Origin of the sequence: Gordonia sp. McavH-238-E (genome assembly GCF_022348225.1) — a bacterium.
Taxonomy (GTDB): domain Bacteria; phylum Actinomycetota; class Actinomycetes; order Mycobacteriales; family Mycobacteriaceae; genus Gordonia; species Gordonia terrae.
The window spans coordinates 42,053-60,203 of sequence record NZ_JAKRFE010000023.1 but is presented as its reverse complement, the minus strand read 5'-3'; the positions used below and the strand labels follow the sequence as shown (position 1 = coordinate 60,203).

16 protein-coding genes, 4 tRNA genes and 1 pseudogene are annotated in these 18,151 nt (G+C 67.9%); 12 read left to right on the top strand and 9 right to left on the bottom strand.

The window, feature by feature from the left end; translation table 11 throughout:
• Positions 1 to 258: 258 nt before the first annotated feature.
• The 4 genes and pseudogenes from zapE to MHN80_RS24020 form a co-directional block, all read right to left on the bottom strand.
• A pseudogene (gene zapE / locus MHN80_RS24035) lies at positions 259 to 1,217 on the bottom strand (cell division protein ZapE).
• A gap of 153 nt (positions 1,218 to 1,370) precedes the next feature.
• On the bottom strand, positions 1,371 to 1,946 hold the full coding sequence (locus MHN80_RS24030; protein ID WP_239403960.1) for an N-acetyltransferase: 576 nt from the start codon (positions 1,944 to 1,946) through the stop codon (positions 1,371 to 1,373).
• Positions 1,943 to 2,761 carry a sulfurtransferase gene (locus MHN80_RS24025; protein ID WP_239403959.1) on the bottom strand — a complete coding sequence of 273 codons (819 nt, stop codon included), beginning with the start codon at positions 2,759 to 2,761 and terminating at the stop codon, positions 1,943 to 1,945. Before MHN80_RS24025 ends, MHN80_RS24030 begins: the two co-directional genes overlap by 4 nt.
• 22 nt (positions 2,762 to 2,783) lie before the next feature.
• Positions 2,784 to 4,727 carry an NAD(P)/FAD-dependent oxidoreductase gene (locus MHN80_RS24020; protein WP_239403958.1) on the bottom strand — a complete coding sequence of 648 codons (1,944 nt, stop codon included), beginning with the start codon at positions 4,725 to 4,727 and terminating at the stop codon, positions 2,784 to 2,786.
• Between the two features lie 138 nt (positions 4,728 to 4,865).
• On the opposite strand from MHN80_RS24020, the gene MHN80_RS24015 reads away from it, so the two are divergent.
• The 4 genes from MHN80_RS24015 to MHN80_RS24000 are packed head-to-tail and all read left to right on the top strand — an operon-like array spanning position 4,866 to position 8,827.
• Positions 4,866 to 5,504 (top strand): nitroreductase family protein, encoded by a 639-nt coding sequence (locus MHN80_RS24015; protein ID WP_239403957.1) that lies wholly within the window; start codon positions 4,866 to 4,868, stop codon positions 5,502 to 5,504.
• Positions 5,501 to 7,111 (top strand): class I adenylate-forming enzyme family protein, encoded by a 1,611-nt coding sequence (locus MHN80_RS24010; RefSeq protein ID WP_239403956.1) that lies wholly within the window; start codon positions 5,501 to 5,503, stop codon positions 7,109 to 7,111. The genes MHN80_RS24015 and MHN80_RS24010 overlap by 4 nt, the downstream gene beginning before the upstream one ends.
• Positions 7,092 to 7,736: a TetR/AcrR family transcriptional regulator gene (locus MHN80_RS24005; protein ID WP_004018814.1), complete on the top strand. Its 645-nt coding sequence runs from the start codon at positions 7,092 to 7,094 to the stop codon at positions 7,734 to 7,736. Before MHN80_RS24010 ends, MHN80_RS24005 begins: the two co-directional genes overlap by 20 nt.
• Positions 7,733 to 8,827, top strand: a complete 1,095-nt coding sequence (locus MHN80_RS24000; protein ID WP_239403955.1) for a CaiB/BaiF CoA-transferase family protein — start codon at positions 7,733 to 7,735, stop codon at positions 8,825 to 8,827. Before MHN80_RS24005 ends, MHN80_RS24000 begins: the two co-directional genes overlap by 4 nt.
• A 49-nt stretch (positions 8,828 to 8,876) precedes the next feature.
• On the opposite strand, the gene MHN80_RS23995 is transcribed toward MHN80_RS24000, so the two are convergent.
• From MHN80_RS23995 to MHN80_RS23985, 3 genes are all read right to left on the bottom strand, one after another.
• A tRNA-Val gene (locus MHN80_RS23995) sits at positions 8,877 to 8,951 on the bottom strand.
• A 21-nt stretch (positions 8,952 to 8,972) separates the two neighbouring features.
• Positions 8,973 to 9,046, bottom strand: a tRNA-Cys gene (locus MHN80_RS23990).
• A 22-nt stretch (positions 9,047 to 9,068) separates the two neighbouring features.
• A tRNA-Gly gene (locus MHN80_RS23985) sits at positions 9,069 to 9,141 on the bottom strand.
• A gap of 253 nt (positions 9,142 to 9,394) precedes the next feature.
• Here MHN80_RS23985 and MHN80_RS23980 point away from each other — a divergent pair.
• A tRNA-Val gene (locus MHN80_RS23980) sits at positions 9,395 to 9,469 on the top strand.
• A gap of 83 nt (positions 9,470 to 9,552) precedes the next feature.
• On the opposite strand, the gene MHN80_RS23975 is transcribed toward MHN80_RS23980, so the two are convergent.
• On the bottom strand, positions 9,553 to 10,314 hold the full coding sequence (locus tag MHN80_RS23975; protein WP_239403954.1) for a GTP pyrophosphokinase family protein: 762 nt from the start codon (positions 10,312 to 10,314) through the stop codon (positions 9,553 to 9,555).
• 270 nt (positions 10,315 to 10,584) lie between these two features.
• On the opposite strand from MHN80_RS23975, the gene MHN80_RS23970 reads away from it, so the two are divergent.
• Entirely contained in the window at positions 10,585 to 10,917 is a 333-nt protein-coding gene (locus MHN80_RS23970) for a hypothetical protein (RefSeq protein WP_239403953.1), read from the top strand.
• A gap of 43 nt (positions 10,918 to 10,960) precedes the next feature.
• Here the strand turns inward: MHN80_RS23970 and MHN80_RS23965 are convergent, their stop codons facing one another.
• A complete protein-coding gene (locus tag MHN80_RS23965; protein ID WP_239403952.1) occupies positions 10,961 to 11,494 on the bottom strand; it encodes a hypothetical protein in 534 nt (177 codons plus the stop codon).
• A gap of 148 nt (positions 11,495 to 11,642) precedes the next feature.
• Between MHN80_RS23965 and MHN80_RS23960 the strand changes: the two genes are divergently transcribed.
• The 6 genes from MHN80_RS23960 to MHN80_RS23935 all read left to right on the top strand — a co-directional run bounded on the left by MHN80_RS23960 (position 11,643) and on the right by MHN80_RS23935 (position 18,127).
• Positions 11,643 to 13,040, top strand: a complete 1,398-nt coding sequence (locus MHN80_RS23960; RefSeq protein ID WP_239403951.1) for a glycosyltransferase 87 family protein — start codon at positions 11,643 to 11,645, stop codon at positions 13,038 to 13,040.
• An 85-nt stretch (positions 13,041 to 13,125) separates the two neighbouring features.
• Complete coding sequence (locus MHN80_RS23955; RefSeq protein WP_004018808.1) at positions 13,126 to 13,638, top strand: TIGR02611 family protein; 513 nt, start codon at positions 13,126 to 13,128, stop codon at positions 13,636 to 13,638.
• 121 nt (positions 13,639 to 13,759) lie between these two features.
• The gene (gene thrS, locus MHN80_RS23950; RefSeq protein ID WP_239403950.1) at positions 13,760 to 15,853 is read left to right on the top strand and encodes a threonine--tRNA ligase; all 2,094 of its coding nucleotides are present in this window, start codon (positions 13,760 to 13,762) and stop codon (positions 15,851 to 15,853) included.
• Positions 15,846 to 16,409 (top strand): HIT domain-containing protein, encoded by a 564-nt coding sequence (locus MHN80_RS23945; RefSeq protein ID WP_004018806.1) that lies wholly within the window; start codon positions 15,846 to 15,848, stop codon positions 16,407 to 16,409. Before thrS ends, MHN80_RS23945 begins: the two co-directional genes overlap by 8 nt.
• A gap of 96 nt (positions 16,410 to 16,505) precedes the next feature.
• Positions 16,506 to 17,207 carry a phosphatidylinositol phosphate synthase gene (gene pgsA, locus MHN80_RS23940; RefSeq protein ID WP_239403949.1) on the top strand — a complete coding sequence of 234 codons (702 nt, stop codon included), beginning with the start codon at positions 16,506 to 16,508 and terminating at the stop codon, positions 17,205 to 17,207.
• Positions 17,204 to 18,127, top strand: coding sequence for a phosphatidylinositol mannoside acyltransferase (locus MHN80_RS23935; RefSeq protein ID WP_239403948.1), 924 nt, complete (start codon positions 17,204 to 17,206; stop codon positions 18,125 to 18,127). The genes pgsA and MHN80_RS23935 overlap by 4 nt, the downstream gene beginning before the upstream one ends.
• Positions 18,128 to 18,151: the final 24 nt, after the last annotated feature.

The window sequence follows — 18,151 nt, the reverse complement described above, 5'->3', positions numbered from 1 at the left end:
GAAGCCTTCCTCGAAGAAGGCTACCGCCCGCTCACGCTGCTCCACCGACAACGAACTACGTGGATGCATACAACTCTCCCCGGGTAGTCGAAACTGATTTTCAGTCCAACTCCCGGGGAGCAGTCCACCGAGCGCGGTGGGTTTACAGAAGAGGGGTGGGTTTGCGGGTGGGCGTCAGGGCATGAGTATGGCGCGAGCTCACATGTGGCCGCACAAGAAAATCAACCGGCGGTCGACCACGCCGGCGGAACGCTGCGACTACGGAGTCGGCCGGAGCAACTGCAGACGACTGGTCATGCGGAAGGCATCGGGCCGGGAGGCCGTTGCGGCGGTGCAGAAGTCCGGCAAGGTGTGCGGCGAGGTGAAGGTGACGGCGATGTTCTCGTCGACCAGGATGTCCACCAGGTTGACGAACCTCTGCTGTGCCTCCTCGTCGGCGCCATCGAATGTCGGAACGTCGGTGATCGTCCAGCGGGATACGTGCGAGCCCACGTCAGATACTCGATAGTCGACACCGGCGCGTCACACAGTTGCGCAAACGAGGCCTGCAGCCATCCGTCACGCGCGGAACGGACCTCGAAAGTTCGGCCGCGAACGGTGAGCCCGACTGTCTCGGCGGTCTCGGACAGGCGATTCGACGGCGGTGCTGTGATCCAGGTTCCCGCGGCGAAGCCGACGGAGTCCCCGCGGGGAGATGCGCGATAGTCGGTCTGCCCGTCCAGGTGATGGACGTCGAAATGGACTTTGATCATCGTGATCCCGGGCTCGAAGAGGTGATGCCAGATGGGGTTCGGCAGCAGATCATCCGGGGCGTAGTTCGACGTCGCCAGGACGGTGATCCGCCGGGCGAGTACATGGTCCAGCAGCCGGGTGAGGAGACGTGCATCCCCGGAGTCGTGCACGTGAAGCTCGTCGAAGTACAGCAACTCGCTGTTGCCGACGACATCGTCGATGCCCAGGCGTAGCGACTGTGGGTCGTTCCGATGCGCGTGTACGCGGCGATGGAGCTCCTCGAAGAAGCTGTGGAAGTGGACCCGCGTCTTCCTCCGTGTCGGAGTGGCGTCGTAGAAGGCGTCGGCCAGCCACGTCTTGCCCCGGCCGGCCGATCCGTAGATGTAGAGTCCGCGCCGGCCCGACGAGCGTCGTGTTCGCCGGCGTCCCTCCGGAACGAGGTCGGCGAGCCGATCGACGAGCAGCCGTTGCTGGGTGTCCAGCACGATCCCGTCGTCGGCGGCCGAAGCGGAGATCGCGGTGATCACTTCCTGACGTACTGCGAACACACTGGAATGGTCACACGGAACGCGTGGTGCCTCGGCCGCGCGTGGCCGAAGTCACCAGGTCTCGTCGCGACACCCGATCGAGCCGCAGGATCAAAGCCGTTGCGTGAACACGTAATCGTGTTCGGTGCTGTCCCCGAGGGTGAAGGTCTTCACACCGACGCGTTCGAAACCCATCTTCGTGTAGAACCGCTGGGCGCGGGCGTTCAGCTGATTCACCCCCAGCCAGATGAGCGTGCTGCCGTGTGACCGTGCGCGTTCGATCGCGGTGCCCATGAGCAGATGCGACGGGGTCGCGCCCTGCCGCGAATGGTGGTCGCGCAGCACGTACATCTTGGACACCTCGCTCACCGGACGTTCGGTCACGACCGCGCAGACGTCGGGGTGTGCCGGTTCGGTGTGCATCACGAGCGCGTAGCCGAGGATCGGGCCGCCGACGCCGTCCCGCGCGACCAGGACATCGGCACGCGGATCGGTGATGTGGGCACGAAAGTTGCTCTCCCGCAGGTTCGCCGCGACGAAGTCCTCGATGTCGGTCGGCGACGCATGCGGTGGGCACGCGAGCGGAAACGTGATGGCGGCGACCTCGGCGACACCCCCCGCCGCGGCGGGGTCGGTCACGACCTCGACGACGACCTCGGTCGTACCGGTGACATCGGGGCCGCTCACGACAGCGGGCGGGCCGGGTCGGCGGTCCAGGCGTTCATCGACCCGTCATAGACGGCGACGTCGTCCCGGCCGAGGGTGCGCAACGCGAATGCGGCTGCGGTGGCGGCGATCCCACCGCCGCAATAGGTGACCGGTCGCACCGACGGGTCGAGGGCGCCCGCGTCGTCGAACAGTCGGCGGAGCTCGTCGAGCGGCCGGAGCCGGCCGGCGTCGTCGACCAGTTCGGCGAACGGCACGTTGACACTGCCGGGGATGTGGCCGCCCGCGAACGATTCCCGGTCGAGTGCGTTCACCAGCAGGACGGACGGATCGCCGGTGGCGGCGGCGACCTCGTCGGTGGACACGATGCGCTCGGACCGGCGGCTCGGGGTGAATGTCGCTGCCGGACGGGTGACCTCGCCGGTCTCGACCGGCAGGTCGGCTGCGGTCCAGGCGCTGTATCCGCCGTCGAGGACGAGCACGTCGTCGAATCCCTCGAGTCCGAACTGCCACCACAGGCGGGTGGCCCAGATGCCGTTCACGGTGTCGTAGACGACGACGGTCGAGTCGTCGCCGATCCCCAGCCCGCCGATCGCCGTGGCGAACCGCGCCGAGTCGGCCGCGGCGAAGGGAGCTTCGCCGTCGGGATCGCTCAGATCGGCGATCTGGTCGGCGAACACCGCGCCGGGCAGGTGACCGGCCAGATAGGTGTCCCGGCCGGAGGCGACATGTGCGCCGTCGGCATCGAAGGTCAGGTGCACGGTGGCGTCGACGATGCGCAGGTTCTCGTCGTCGAGACGGGTGGCGAGGTCGGTGGCGGAGATGAGCGAGGTCATGACAGACACCGTAGTCCCGCCGTCATCGGAGGGGCTCGGTGGTGAAGTCCGCGAGCTCGACGCGGCGGGTCTTGTCCCAGTAGTCGACGATCCGCCACGGCAGGACGGCGACCACGCGTCCGTCGGGGTTGCGATACCAGTTGGTCATCGCCGGATGCGTCCACACCATCTGCGCGTGGGCGCGGTCGACGGCGTCGTTGTACTCCTCGGTGACGTCCCGCCGGACTTCCAGTGCGCCCAAGCGGTTCTCGATCATCGCGCGGATGGCGTCGCAGACGTAGCGCACCTGGTATTCGAGGATGCTGATGAAGCTGCCGCCGTGTCCCAGTGCGGTGTTCGGTCCGGTGAGGATGAACAGGTTCGGGAAATCGGGCGCGGTGATGCCGAGGTAGGCATACGCGTCGTGGTCACCCCACGCCTCGACCGTGTTCTGCCCACTGCGCCCCACGATGTCCATGGGGTAGAGGTAGCGATCGCTGTGGAACCCGGTCGCGAAGACGATGATGTCGAAGTCGTGCGCGGCGCCGGTGCCGTCGACGAGTCCCTGGGACGTGACCCGCTCGACGCCGTGCGGGACCAGTTCCACATTCGGCCTGCGCAACATGCGAAACCAGCCGTTGTCCAACAGCATCCGCTTACCGAAGGGCGGGTAGTCGGGAGTCGACAGTTCGATGAGGTCGTCGCGGTCGCCCAGTTCGGTGCGCAGGTAGCGCAGGTAGAACTCGCGGTGACCGTGGTTGACGGCGTTGATCGACGCGGTCGGCTCGGGCCACTCCGGGTCGACGCGCAGGGTCGAGTGGACCTTGTCGTTGAAGATCCACGACAGACGTGCGCGGTACCACTCCCGGTACCCGGGGAGATTGTTCATCAGCCAGTGCACGGCGTCGCCGACCGGTGCGAAGTAGTCGTCGTTCGGCGCGATCCACTGCGGTGAGCGCTGGAAGATCGTCAGCGACCCGACCCGATCGGCGATCGCCGGCCCGATCTGCATCGCGCTGGCGCCGGACCCGACGATCGCCACCCGCTTGCCGGTGAGGGCGTCGGGCTCGTCGAGTTCGTCGGGCCACTGGGCGGAATGGAAGATCGGACCGGTGAAGTCGGCCAGGCCCGAGAGCTGGGGGAGCTTGGGGCGGTTGAGGAGTCCGACCGCGCTCACCAGGATCCGGGCCGTGAGGGTGTCCTGACGGCCGTCGCGATCCCGGACGTGGACCGTCCAGCGCTGGGTGTCGGCGTCGTAGGTCGCCGAGATGACCTCGGTGCCGAAGCGGACGCGATCACGCACCGCGTGCCGGTCGGCGAAGGCCTGTAGGTAGCCCTGCACCTCGTCGCGTTTGCCGAAGTGCGTCGACCACGGGTGGTCGAAGGACGAGATGGAGTACAGGTAGCTCGGCGTGTCCACGCCCGCGCCGGGGTAGCGGTTCTCGTACCACGAGCCGCCGACCTCATCGTTCTTCTCCAGCACGGTGTGCTCGACGCCGGCTTCGGCGAGTTGCGTGGAGATCAGCATGCCGGCCACCCCGGCGCCGATCACCAGCGCGTCGATCGACGTGGCGAGATCGGCGGGCACGGTCGGCAGGTGTGTACCCCGTAGGTCGCCGCGGACGATCTCGGTCATCATCGGCGCGAATTCCGGGGCCACCTGCTCGCCCGCGGTGAACGACATCAGGGCGGCCACGAGTGTCTCGTCGGCGGGCGTGCGCGTCGGCTGCCCCCGGTCGTACCAGTCGTCGAGAGCCTCGACGACCGCCTCGCGGATCTCCTGCTGGATGTCCGCTGCGAGCCCGCCCGAGGAGTTGTCGTCCATGCCGCGGCTGCGGGTCGGCCGGTATCGGTCGGCCATCCACCGGCGGTCACCGGTCATCTCCACGAGAACGGCGAGCAGGGTCGGGATGTTGCCGGCCGCGACCGCCGCGCGGATGTCCGCGGTGCGCGGCCGGGTGTCCGAGGGCGAGGAAACGGATGTCATGACTGAAACTAACCACTGTTAGTACTTCGACGTCAATACCGGATCGATGCACTCCTCGCGGCTATTGACGTCGCGAATCGGGTGTGTAAGTGTGTGCTCAGTCATACTAACAACAGTTAGTGATCACGGAGGGTTGACATGGAACTCAGCGAAGCAATGCGCACCACGGGCACCTGCCGCTACTTCAGCGAGCGGCCCGTCGAGGACGAGGTGCTGTACCGGGCGTTCGACGACGCGCGATTCGGCCCGCAGGGCGGGAACCGTCAGCCCGTCCGCTGGGTGGTCGTCCGCGACGAGACGACGAAGAAAGCTCTCGCCGACCTCTACCTGCCGTTCTGGGAGGGTTACTACGCCTCGGTCGTCGAGGGTTCGAAGAAGGTCGGCGCGATCCCCAAGACCGTGGAGAGTGCCAACTACTTCGCCCACCACCTCGCCGAGGTGCCGGCGCTGATCGTGGTCTGTGCCGAGATGGACGGTCTGCATCCCACCGACCACGAACTGGGCAGGCTCAGCGTCGTCGGCGGGGCGTCGATCTACCCGAGTGTCCAGAACCTCACGCTCGCGCTCCGGCAACAGGGCGTGGCGACCGCACTGACGACCCTGCTCTGCGCCGCCGAGAACGAGGTGAAAGACCTGCTCGGCATCCCCGACGGCTACCTCACCGCAGCGCACATCGCCGTCGGCTACCCGCGCGACGACTTTCCCCGCAAGCTGACCCGGACCCCGGTCGAGGACATCACCTTCCTCGACCGCTTCGACAACCAGATGTTCGCGTGAGTGCCCCCGCCATGAACCCGACCACGCGCGCCCTGTCGCCCGCACAGACCTCGATGCTCGGCCGGGCCACCATCGGTGACCAGCTCCGACGACTGGCCCGGTCCCAGGGATCGACCCCGGCGATCGTGGCGTACGACGCACAGGGCGGACGGACGTCGACGTCCTACGCCGAGCTCGACGCGATGGCCAATCGCGTCGCGCATGTTCTGCTCGACCTCGGCGTCAGGCGAGGGGACCGGGTGGCGGTGATGAGCCGCAACCGCGTCGAAACGGTCGCCACCTACTACGGCGCATTGAAGGTCGGCGCCGCGTACTCCGGCGTGAGCCCGATGTTCCGCGAAGGCGAGGTCGCACAACAGCTCCGCCACCTGGAGCCGACGGTGCTGGTGGTCGAACAACCGCTGTCCGCGCTGGCCGGCCCCATCGCCGACAGTCTCGGCATCTCGGTCCTCGTCGTCGGCGACGCCGAGGGGAACTCGTGGAACTCCTTCGACGAGTCGGTGGCCGCGGCGGACGACTCCGAACCGGAGTGTGAGGTCGACGAACACGACCTCGCGATGATCGTCTACACCAGCGGGACCGAGTCGACACCCAAGGGCGTCGAGATCGCCCACCGCAACTACCTCATCTCCACCTCGCCCGCGTACACATGGGGACTTCGCTGCCGCAACGACGACGTGTGGCTCTACGTCATGCCCTTCCACACCATCGCCGGGATCGGTTCGCTGACGTCGCTGACGCTGCTGGGTGCCACCCTCGTCCTGCCGGCCGCGGTCGACCCGGCGACGGCGTTGCGGATGATCCGGGACGAGAAGATCTCCGTCCTGGCGCAGACGCCGACGTTCTTCATCGCACTGGCCAATCACCCCGATTTCGGCCCCGACACCGTGGGTACGGTGCGTCGCTGCCTGACCTACGGCGGCCAGGTGTCGCCGCACGCGGTCGACGCGTGGGCCGCGGCCACACCCGAGTCCGTTTGGGGCACATACTGGGGACAGTCCGAGCTGACCCAGCTCGGCTCGGTCGGCTGGTTCCGGCGGCTCGAAGACGTACCGGACCAGGACCCGACCTGGATCGGCAAGCCGGTCGGGCACCTGGAGGTCCGGGTCGTCGACGCCGACGGCAACGACGCCGAAGAGGGCGAGCTGCTCTGTCGCACACCGTCGGTCATGCTCGGCTACTTCAAGGACCCCGAGCGCACCGCGCAGGTCTTCGAGGGTGGCTGGGTGCACACCGGTGACATCGTCCGCATCGATGCGGAGGGCAACCTGTTCTTCCGCGACCGGCGCAAGGACATGATCAAGACCGGCGGGTTCAACGTCGCATCGCAAGAGGTCGAGCGTGTCCTGCAGGCGCACCCCGACGTCGAGCGCGCCGCCGTCGTGGGGCTTCCGGACCCCTATTGGTCGGAGGCCGTCACCGGCTTCGTGGTCCTGCGCGCGGGTGCGGAGGTGAACGGCGACGACATCCGTGAGTACTGCCGCACCGACCTGGCAAAGTACAAGGTGCCCAAAGAGGTCCACGTCGTCGACGCACTGCCGACCGACGCCCAGGGCAAACTGCTCAAGCGCGAGTTGAGGAAGGCCTATGGAACCGGTCAGGGCTGAGGACGACGCCGTCTCGGCAGCCGACGATCAGCGGCAGCGAACAGATCGACGGCCACGCCGGCGCCGCGACGAGATCGTCGAGGCCGCCGCGGGATACTTCGCCGAACACGGATACTCCAACGCCGGGATGCGTGACATCGCGCAGGCGGTCGGCATGCGGGGCGCGAGCCTCTACAACCACTTCCAGTCCAAGGAGGAGATCCTCTACGCGATCGCCCTGCGGATGACCGAGGATCCGCAGCAGGACCTGTTGCTGCTCGACGGCGAAGGCGGTCCCGTCGAGCGGTTGACCAACCTGATCGAGGCGCATGTCCGGCGATTGGCGCGACACCGGGTGGAACACCTTGTCGCCCTGCGGGAGCTGTCGGCGCTCACGCCCGAGCATCGCCGCGTGGTCACCGACTATCGCAAGTACTACCAGCGTCGGATCCGCGATGTCATCGATGCCGGCGCGCGGCTGGGCCTGTTCGAGGTTCGCGACCCGCACCAATCGGCGATCGCGGTGCTCGACCTGATGAACGGGATCAGCTGGTGGCTCAACGATTCCCACGACGTCGACCAGTTGGTGCGCGACTACGTCGACTTCACGATCGGTGGCGTTCTCCACCACCGTCCGGCGTCGTGAGCGGCCCGCTCGCCGGCGTGCGGGTGGTCGAGATGCCCGGCCTCGGGCCGACCCCGCACGCTTGCATGCTGCTCGCGGATCTCGGTGCCGACGTCATCCGGATCCGGCGCCCCGGCCCCGATCTGCCCGGGCCCGACGGTATCCCGGATGCCGACGCAGGTCTGTACCGGTCACGGCGCAGCGTCGACGCCGATGTGAAGGATCCCACCGACCTCGCGCGCATCCGCGAGTTGGTCCTGCGCGCCGATATTCTCGTCGAGGGTTTCCGGCCGGGTGTGATGGAGCGCCTCGGCCTCGGGCCCGAGATCTGCTCCGACGCTCCGCAACTCATCTACGCGCGGATGACCGGATGGGGCCAGAGCGGTGACCGCGCCGCCACTGCGGGACACGACATCAACTACCTGGCCGTCACCGGTGTGCTCGAGGCGATGGGTCCGGCCGGATCGCCACCGGTGCCGCCGCTGTCGCTCGTCGGCGATTTCGGTGGGGGATCGATGCTGCTCGTCGTCGGGGTGCTGGCCGCCCTGCACGACCGCACGCGTACCGGCCGCGGTCAGGTGATCGACGCCGCGATGGTCGACGGTGCCGGACTCCTCGCCGCGCTCCAATGGTCGTGGAAGACGGCCGGACGCTGGAGTTCTCGGGATCAGGGCAACCTGCTCGACGGGTCGGCACCGTTCTACGCCACGTATCGGTGCGCCGACGGCAGATTCGTCGCCGTCGGTGCGCTCGAGGAGAAGTTCTGGCGGAACCTCGTCGACACCCTCGGGGTGGGCGATCTGCCCGATCGGTGGGACCGGGCCTCGTGGCCGGTGATCGGCGCGGCACTGCAGGCCCGCTTCGGTACGCGCACGCGCGACGAGTGGGGGAGCGTCTTCGCGGACGTGGATGCCTGCGTCACACCGGTTCTCGACTTCGACGAGGCCGCCGTGGACCCGGTCGCGGTGCAGCGGGGCTCGTTCGTGCGCGTCGACGACGCGATCGCCCCGGCGCCGGCACCCCGGTTCTCGCGGACCGTGTTGCCTGCTCCCTTCGCGCCGTCGGCGGCGTCGCTGAAGGAAATCGTGGGCGAGTGGTCGGCGTCGAGGTAGCGAATTCATGACAACGAAAAACCCCCGGGGCGACCCGGGGGTTTTGTCGTGGTGCGCGATACAAGGATTGAACTTGTGACCTCTTCCGTGTCAGGGAAGCGCTCTCCCACTGAGCTAATCGCGCGGGTATCAAATTGTGTAGCGGTGGAGGTGGCGACGGGAATCGAACCCGTGTACACGGCTTTGCAGGCCGTTGCCTCACCACTCGGCCACACCACCAGATGCGAGTCGACTCGCGCCGAGCGGATGACGGGATTCGAACCCGCGACCCTCACCTTGGCAAGGTGATGCGCTACCAGCTGCGCTACATCCGCATGCCCACGAGCGATCTTGTGGATCTTGCTGCTCGCGGTGCGAAGAGAAACTTACGCGATGGTTTCCGAACTATCCAAATCGCCTGGTCAGAAGCGTGGGACAGAGTGAATCCCCAGCATGTGATTCACCAGGCGACCCGAAACTCCTCGCTGTGACGTGGCCCACCGTCGGAATTTGGGACTTCTGCGCAACCCGTGTAATCTTCTGGCTCGTGCACAGGCGCCCCTGGCATCGACCGTAGGCGCCCGACACGGTCCCGTGGCTCAGTGGAAGAGCGTCCCGTTCACACCGGGAAGGTCGCTGGTTCGATCCCAGCCGGGACCACCAGATCACAAGAGCCTCGCCGGATTTCCGGCGAGGCTCTTGTAGTTGACCGGGTTCTGCGACACCCGAATCCGCCGGCGGGGAGGTCAGCGTGCTTCCGGCCGGCCTTCCTCGACCTCCGGCCACGACGAATGCTGCCGCAGATACCGGATCACGTCGTCGTCGATCGGGTCGCGCCCCGAATCGGGCCCGTCGCCGTGAACCTCGGCGTGCAGCCGTTCCATCCGTTGATCCAGTTCGTTCGCGGTGCGAGCCGCCGAGGCGAGCTCGGCGGCCAGATGATCGGGGACGCGGCCGTCGTACTTGTAGAAGATCTTGTGCTCCAGCGACGCCCAGAAGTCCATCGCGACGGTTCGGATCTGGATCTCCACCACGACCTCGACGGGTCCGGTGGACAGGAAGACCGGGATCGCGACGATCGCGTGCAAACTCTTGTAGCCGTTGGGCTTGGGCGCGGCGATGTAGTCCTTGATCTCGATGACGCGGATGTCGTCGTGCGAGGTCAAGGTCTCCAGGATTCGATAGGTGTCGGCGATGAAGCTGCACGTGACGCGGATACCCGCGATGTCGGTCAGCTGGGAGCGGATCGTGGGCAGGTCGGGGGCGATGCCCTTGCGCATGGCCTTGCGCAAGATGCTCTCCGGTGTCTTGACCCGCGAGGTCACGTGCTCGATGGGGTTGTAGTGATGCAGGTGAAGGAACTCGGTGCGCAGGATGGTGACCTTGGTCAGGATCTCGTCGACCGCGAACTGATGTTCCATCTGGAATCGGGTCATGTCGCCACGCAGTCGCGCCAGATCACCCAGGATCTCGCGGTCGGTCGGACTGTCGCTGTCTCCTGCGGTCATCGGTCCTCCACTTTCTCGCTCCGATGGACGCACAACCTGGCCATCGACCATCGACGATAGAAGCTCTCGCGATTTCGCCGCGTCTGGGCGAACATCGGGCGTTCGACCGATCAGATGAACAGCCCCTTCACCTCGATTTTCGTCGCCATTCAGTGGATATGCTGCGGACTCACGTGGGCTGTCCACAGCGGACGGATTGTTCCTCGGCAGCGACCATGCCCTCTGTCCCCGCCCCGCCTACCGCTACGAGAACTTCTGAGGAGAACCGTGATGGCAAAGAGGAGCATCGCCGGATTTGCCGTGGCCGCAGCAGTCATCGGCGCTCTGGCTGGTGTCGGCAATGCGTCGGCGGCGACGTCTTCGGTTCACCGCGAAGGCGGACCCTGTTACCAGCACGAATACGGCATGGACTCCGCTGATGGCACGCTGTACTGCTCGCCTGAGGGCGGAGGGTTCTGGCGCAGTCATGCGGTGTCTCGCGCGCCCAAGGTCCGACTCGGCGCCCCCTGCCCGAAGCTCGGTGCTCGCGCGATGGTGTACCAAACCGACGGCATCGCCACCTGCCGGCAGTCGAACAACGCCGGTTTGCGATGGCAGTGGTAGTTGCCGCACCGGAGTTCGGTGGGTGCGGCACGTCCGGTCGCGGTCAGTAGGGACTGCACCCCTGAACGACCACGGGCCGGTATGGCTGTCCCGCAACCGCATCGACGTCGGCGAGAACCCGGGCCAGCACGACGACCGCGGCGTCCGCTGACCGCTGCTGCGGCGCGGCGAGGAGTGCGTAACCGTGCCGCATCGTCACCGTGCCGAGGATGCGCACCTGCCAGCCCGGCGCGTCGGCCGGTGGTGACTGGATGGCGTTCAGGACGCGGCAGGTCGACCGCTGCGCGAGCTTCTCGCCGGCGTTCCCGGTCGAAAGGTCGACCAGTGCCTCGGTCGCACGCTGTTGGTCTGGCCGGAGCGCGGCGTCGTCGGGGAGTGGCCACGGATCGATGTGTGGGCGTACGGGCTCGGACGGACTGTCGACGGCGATGCGAATCGGTGGCGCCGGCCCCTCGACCACGGGATCAAACGCGCCGGCGCGCGTCATCGCCGCCCGTTCGATGCCGCTGCCCGTGCAGGCGGCGATGGTCACTGCCAGAGTTGCCGCGGCCAGTGTGCCGAGTGCTTTCGGTGGCATGGTGTCGTCCCCAAGGTGATCTCGTCACCCACCGAGATCGACGGTAGTCCGGCCCGGGCCGCCGAGACCGGGCTGTCTGTCGAACAACCGACCTCGTCACGCGGCGTTTCGCGTGAGCGGGCTCACAATTGGGGCGTACTCTCGCCGCGTGGCCGCGAAGACTGCCGTCGATCTGCCGGAGTCGCCACGTGCTGTGCCCGCACCGATCCCGACGGCGGCGATCGTCGTCGCGGCCGTCGTCGCGCTCGGGGTGATCGCCTGGCACGTCGCGGCATTCCCCATCACCAACCCGTTCTACGGACTCTTCGAGAACGCCACCGATGTCCGTGTCTACCGCGCAGGCGCTGCCACGGTGCTCGACGCCGGACCGCTGTACGACGCCCCTGTCCTGTGGCGACTGCACTTCACCTATCCGCCGTTCGCCGCGGTGGCCTTCGTCCCGCTCGCCCTGCTCACCGAGACTGTCGCCAACATCGTGTGGTGGACAATCGGATTCGCGGCGCTCACCGGCGTCGTCGCGATGAGCCTCCGCAGCCTGAAATACCGCTTCGATCCCCGCCTCGGCGTGTTCGCCGTGCTGATCGCGATCGCGTCCACCGCCCTCGAACCCATCCGCACGACCATCTGGCTCGGGCAGGTCAACCTCCTGGTGATGACGCTCATCCTGGTCGACCTGGTGTTCCTCGGGAAGAGTTCGCGGTGGCGCGGAGTCGCGATCGGGATCGCCGCCGGGATCAAACTGACACCGCTGTTCGCGGTCGTCTACCTGGTGGCGAGCCGGCAATGGCGTGCGGCCGGTACCGCGGTGGCGACCTTCGCGGCGACCGTGGCCATCGGATTCGTGGTCATCCCGGGTGATTCGTGGGCCTACTGGACCCGCCACCTGACCGAGACCGACCGTGTCGGCCGGGCCGATTCGCCCGCCAACCAGTCGCTACGCGGATCCGTGTCACAGTTGTTGGCCCACTTCGACATAGGACGATTTGCCGAGCGCGCGCCCGGCGGGCCCGTCTTCGTGGCGCCGACCTGGTTGTGGCTGCCGCTCGCGGTGATCGTCGCCGGTCTCGGGCTGCTCGCCGCGGTGCTCGCCCATCGCGAGTCGCGCGACCTCCTGGCGGCGACGATCGTCGGGATGACGATGTGTGCGGTCTCGCCCTTCGCGTGGGGACACCACTGGGTCTGGTGCGTACCCCTCTTCATCGTCGGGCTCGACCTGGCCCTGCGGCGGGGGACGACGGCTCGTACGTGGTGGTACTGGCTCGCCCCGGCGGGCGTGGTGGGCCTGACGTTCACCTGGTGGCGGCACTGGTGGGACAGCGGGCCGTATCTGACGTCGGATCACGCGATCGCTCTGGGGCTGTTCATGATGCCGCGTGACCCACCTGGCTCCCTCGTCGGGGACGTGCTGGTCGTTCTCTACTCGGGGTGTTACCCGCTGCTGCTCGCGGTCACGGTGTCGGCGACCCTGGTCGACGCTGCGCGGACGCGACACCGGCGTCGTACGTCGACACTGTCGGCGCCGGAGGACGCTGCCTCGATCGCGTAGCCTGGACGTCACTTTTCCGGCACGTACGGCCGGGACGCACACCGGCCCCACACATCATCGGGCCGGACGAACAGGGTGGGAGACGATGCCGACACCGGGGGCGAGCGAGTCCGGAGTGAACGAGACCTCCACGCCGGACACCGCGCGGCGTGGATCGTCGACGTCGGACCGGGCCGATCGCGGGTCCCGCCGGCACCGGCTCCGGATCCTCGCGCGGCACCGTCGCTTCGTCGTACGCAGCAATCCGCGGTGGCACGGCATCTACCGCATCGCGGTCGGGACCATCGGCACGATCGTCCTGCTCTGCGGGATCGTCGCGATCCCGTACCCGGGCCCCGGATGGCTCATCGTGTTCCTCGGCCTCGGAATCCTGGCATCGGAGTTCGAGTGGGCCCACCGCCTGCTGAAGTTCGCGCGCGCCAAGTACGACGCCTGGATGGAGTGGATGGGCCGTCAGCACTGGTCGGTGCAGGCGATCTTCTGGCTCGGCACCTGCGCGATCGTCATCGCGACCCTCTGGGTGCTCGGTGCCCTGCACACCGTCGCCGGCTGGGTGGGTCTCGACTACGAGTGGCTGGCGAGCCCCGTCTTCGGCTGACCGCCGGCGCGACGAGGTAGGGGTGCACCCCGCGACGACCCGGCGCGGATACCATCAGAGTCGCAAACGTCCCGACCCGGACGCGTCTTCGCGTGTCCGCCCCGACCCTAGGAGCGCCCCCGTGCCCGACGACGTCCAGGTGACCAGCCCCGCCACGATCCGTGTGCCGGCTGGGACGACCGCGGGCACCGCACTGCGCGAGGCCGAGTTGCCCAACAAGGGGCCGGAGGCCGTCGTCGTCGTCCGCGACGCGGGCGGCGATCTGCGCGACCTGTCGTGGGCACCCGACGCCGACACCGATGTCGAGCCGGTCGCCGCGAACACCGAGGCCGGCCGCAGCGTGATCCGGCATTCGACCGCACACGTTCTCGCGCAGGCGGTCCAGGAGCTGTTCCCCGAGGCCAAGCTCGGCATCGGCCCGCCGATCAAGGACGGCTTCTACTACGACTTCGACGTCGCCGAGCCCTTCACACCCGAGGACATCGCAGCCCTCGAGAAGAAGATGAAGCAGATCATCAAGTCGGGTCAGCGATTCTCGCGCCGGGTCTACGCGTCGAAGGACGAGGCCCGCGCCGAACTGGCCGGCGAGCCGTTCAAGCTCGAGCTCATCGACGACAAGGGTGCCGCCGACGACGCCGAGGTCATGGAGGTCGGCGGTGGCGAACTGTCGGTCTACGACAACCTCAATCCTCGGACGGGCGAACGGATCTGGTGCGATCTGTGCCGCGGGCCGCACGTCCCGACCACCAAGTACATCGCGGCTTTCAAGCTGACCCGTAGCTCGGCGGCCTACTGGCGCGGCGATCAGGCCAACGCCGGCCTGCAGCGCGTGTACGGCACCGCGTGGGAGTCGGCGGAGGCCCAGGACGCGCATCTCGAGATGCTCGCGGAGGCCGAGAAGCGCGACCACCGCCGCCTGGGTTCCGAGCTGGACCTGTTCAGCTTCCCCGACGAGATCGGCTCGGGCCTACCGGTCTTCCACCCCAAGGGCGGCATCATCCGCAAGGAGCTCGAGGACTACTCGCGACTCCGCCACTCGCAGGCCGGCTACGAGTTCGTCTACACCCCGCATGCGACGAAGGGCGAGCTGTTCAAGCGGTCGGGTCACCTCGACTGGTACGCCGACGGCATGTACCCGCCGATGCAGCTCGACGAGGAGGTCGACGCCGACGGCACCGTCCGCCGACCGGCCATCGACTACTACCTCAAGCCGATGAACTGCCCGATGCACAACCTGATCTTCAACTCGCGGGGCCGTTCGTATCGTGAGCTGCCGCTTCGCCTGTTCGAGTTCGGCACGGTGTACCGATACGAGAAGTCCGGCGTCGTCCACGGCTTGACCCGTGCGCGCGGCTTCACCCAGGACGACGCCCACATCTACTGCACCCGGGAGCAGATGGGCGATGAGGTGCGGTCGCTGCTGCAGTTCGTGCTCGATCTGCTGCGCGACTACGGTCTCGACGACTTCTACCTGGAGCTGTCGACCCGCAATCCCGACAAGTCGATCGGCTCCGACGAGGCATGGGAAGAGGCGACCGAGGTCCTGCGCGACGCCGCGTCGAGCTTCGGACTCGACCTCGTCGACGACCCCGGGGGCGCCGCGTTCTACGCGCCGAAGATCTCCGTGCAGGCCCGCGACGCCATCGGCCGGACGTGGCAGATGTCGACCATCCAGGTCGATCTGATGCTGCCGGACCGGTTCGAGATGGAGTACACCGGTTCCGACGGCGCCAAGCACCGCCCGGTGATGATCCACCGCGCCCTGTTCGGGTCGATCGAGCGGTTCTTCGGTGTACTCACCGAGCACTACGCGGGAGCGTTCCCGGCCTGGCTGTCCCCGGTCCAGGTGGTGGGCATCCCGGTCGCCGAGGCGTTCGTCGAGCACCTCCAGGGCGTCGTCGACGATCTGTTCGCCGCCGGCGTCCGCGCCGAGGTCGACTCCTCCGACGACCGGATGCAGAAGAAGATCCGCAACCACACCACCGGCAAGGTGCCGTTCATGCTGCTGGCCGGCGAGCGCGACGTCGAGGCAGGCGCGGTGAGCTTCCGCTTCCGCGACGGGACGCAGGTCAACGGCGTGCCGGTGGCCGACGCGGTGTCCGTCATCGTCGAGTGGGTCCGCAGCAGGCGCAACGAGTCGCCCACCAAGGAGCTGATCGAGATCGCCCTGGGCGACGTGGAGACGGTCGTGGTGGCGGGGGCGCTCGATGAGTGACGCCGCGTTCGGGGACGCGCCCGGCGAGATCCGGGACGAGGGGGTCGGCGTCGGCGATCGCCTGCAGCGGCTGTGGAGTCCGCACCGGATGACCTACATCGCCGACCCGCAACCGGCGGAGAAGACCGGACACCCGTTCCTCGACATCCCGACCATGTCCGACGAGGACGGTCTCATCGTGGCGCGCGGCGAGGCCGTCTACGCGGTGCTGAACCTCTATCCGTACAACCCGGGGCACACCATGGTGGTGCCGTACCGGCAGGTCGCCGACCTCGAGGACCTGACCGCGACGGAATCGGCCGAACTGATGTCGTTCACGCAGCGGATGATCCGAACCATCAAGTCGGTGTCGAATCCGAACGCCTTCAACGTGGGACTGAACCTCGGGTACGCCGCGGGCGGTTCGCTCTCCGAGCATCTCCACCAGCACATCGTGCCGCGGTGGATGGGCGACGCGAACTTCATCACGATCGTGGGCGAGACGAAGGTCATGCCACAGCTGCTGCGAGACACCCGCGGACTGCTGGCCGATGCCTGGCAGCGTCTGGGCGACTGACGTCCGCGGCGTGCGATCAGGTGAGGCGAGTCAGACGATGAGTGACCGGGACGCGTCGGCGCGCGGCGCGCGGCGAGATGGGGGAGGAACTCGGCGATGCTGAGCATTCTGGGTCGGGCGTCGGTCTCGAAGGTGACCCTCCCGATGGGTCGGGGGCTCCTGCGGACCGGGCTCACGCCGGACTCGGTGACGGTGATCGGCACGCTGGCCGGCGTCGCGGCCGCGCTCACCCTCTTCCCGATGGGACAGCTCTTCTGGGGCACGCTGGTCATCTGGCTGTTCGTGATGTTCGACATGCTCGACGGCGCGATGGCCCGTGCCCGCGGCGGTGGTACGCGCTTCGGTGCGGTCCTCGACGCGACATGCGACCGCGTCGCCGACGGCGCCATCTTCGCCGGCCTGGCGTGGTGGTGCGCCATCACCGAACCCCACGATCTGTTGCTCGTCGCGACCCTGATCTGTCTGGTGACCTCCCAGGTGATCTCCTACGCCAAGGCCCGCGCGGAGGCGAGCGGTCTCTACGGCGACGGCGGTCTCATCGAGCGGCCGGACCGGCTCATCATCGTGCTCGTCGGCACCGGGCTCACGGGACTCGGGTTGTGGTGGGCCGTGCATGTGGCGATGTGGCTCCTCGCCGTCGCCAGCGTGATCACCGTCGGGCAGCGGATGTGGTCGATCGCCCAGTCGCCGGGCGCGCGGGACCTCATCCCGATCACGCCTGCACCCGAGGACACCGCATCCGAGGACGGCCCGACGGCCGGCCCGGACGGACCGACGCCACCCGTGGGAGAGCGATGACCGATCTCGGCGCACTGGCGGCCGACCTCGGGTACCGGGCGGGCTGGGCCGCGGTCCGATGGGCACCGGAGCGGGCGGCGCGGGCCGTGTTCGACCGCGCGGGGAACTTCGCCGGGCGCCGGTCCGGCGGTCCGGATCAGTTGCGGCGCAATCTCGCCCGTGTCCTCGGTGTCGAACCGGCGGAGGTGCCCGACGACCTCCTCGCCGACGCGATGCGGTCGTACGCGCGCTACTGGTGTGAGGCGTTCCGGCTGCCCGCGCAGGATCGCGCGACGGTGGCGCAGACCGCGGTGCTCCCCGACGCGGACCGGGCTCGTCTGGATGCCGCGCTGGCCCCCGGCAAGGGCGTGATCCTGGCCCTGCCGCACACCGGCAACTGGGACATGGCCGGAGTCTGGCTGGTCCAGCACTACGGCCGATTCGCGACCGTCGCCGAGCGACTCAAGCCGGAGACGCTGTTCGAGCGGTTCGTGGCCTACCGGGAGTCGCTCGGCTTCGAGATCTTCCCGCTCAGTGGCGGCGAGCAGCCGCCCTTCGGGCTGCTGGCCGACAGGCTGCGTGCTGGGGGCATCGTGTGCCTGCTCGGGGAGCGGGACATCGCCCGGCACGGGGTGCCGGTGACCTTCTTCGGCGAGCGAACCCGCATGCCGGCCGGGTCGGCGCGGCTGGCGATCGAGACCGGCGCGGCACTGTTGCCGGCCCATCACTGGTTCGAGGAGGCGCCGTCCTCCCGCATGAGCCTCGGCGAGCCGATCGACGTCTCCGGCGGCATCGAATCCGCCACGCAGGCACTGGCCGACGCCTTCGCGGTCAACATCGCCGCGCACCCGGCGGATTGGCACATGCTGCAGCCGCTCTGGGAGGCGGACTGGACCGATCGGCAACGCAGTCGCGTGGAACAGGACGGGCCGCCGCGGTGACCGGCACGCACGATCAGGATTCGG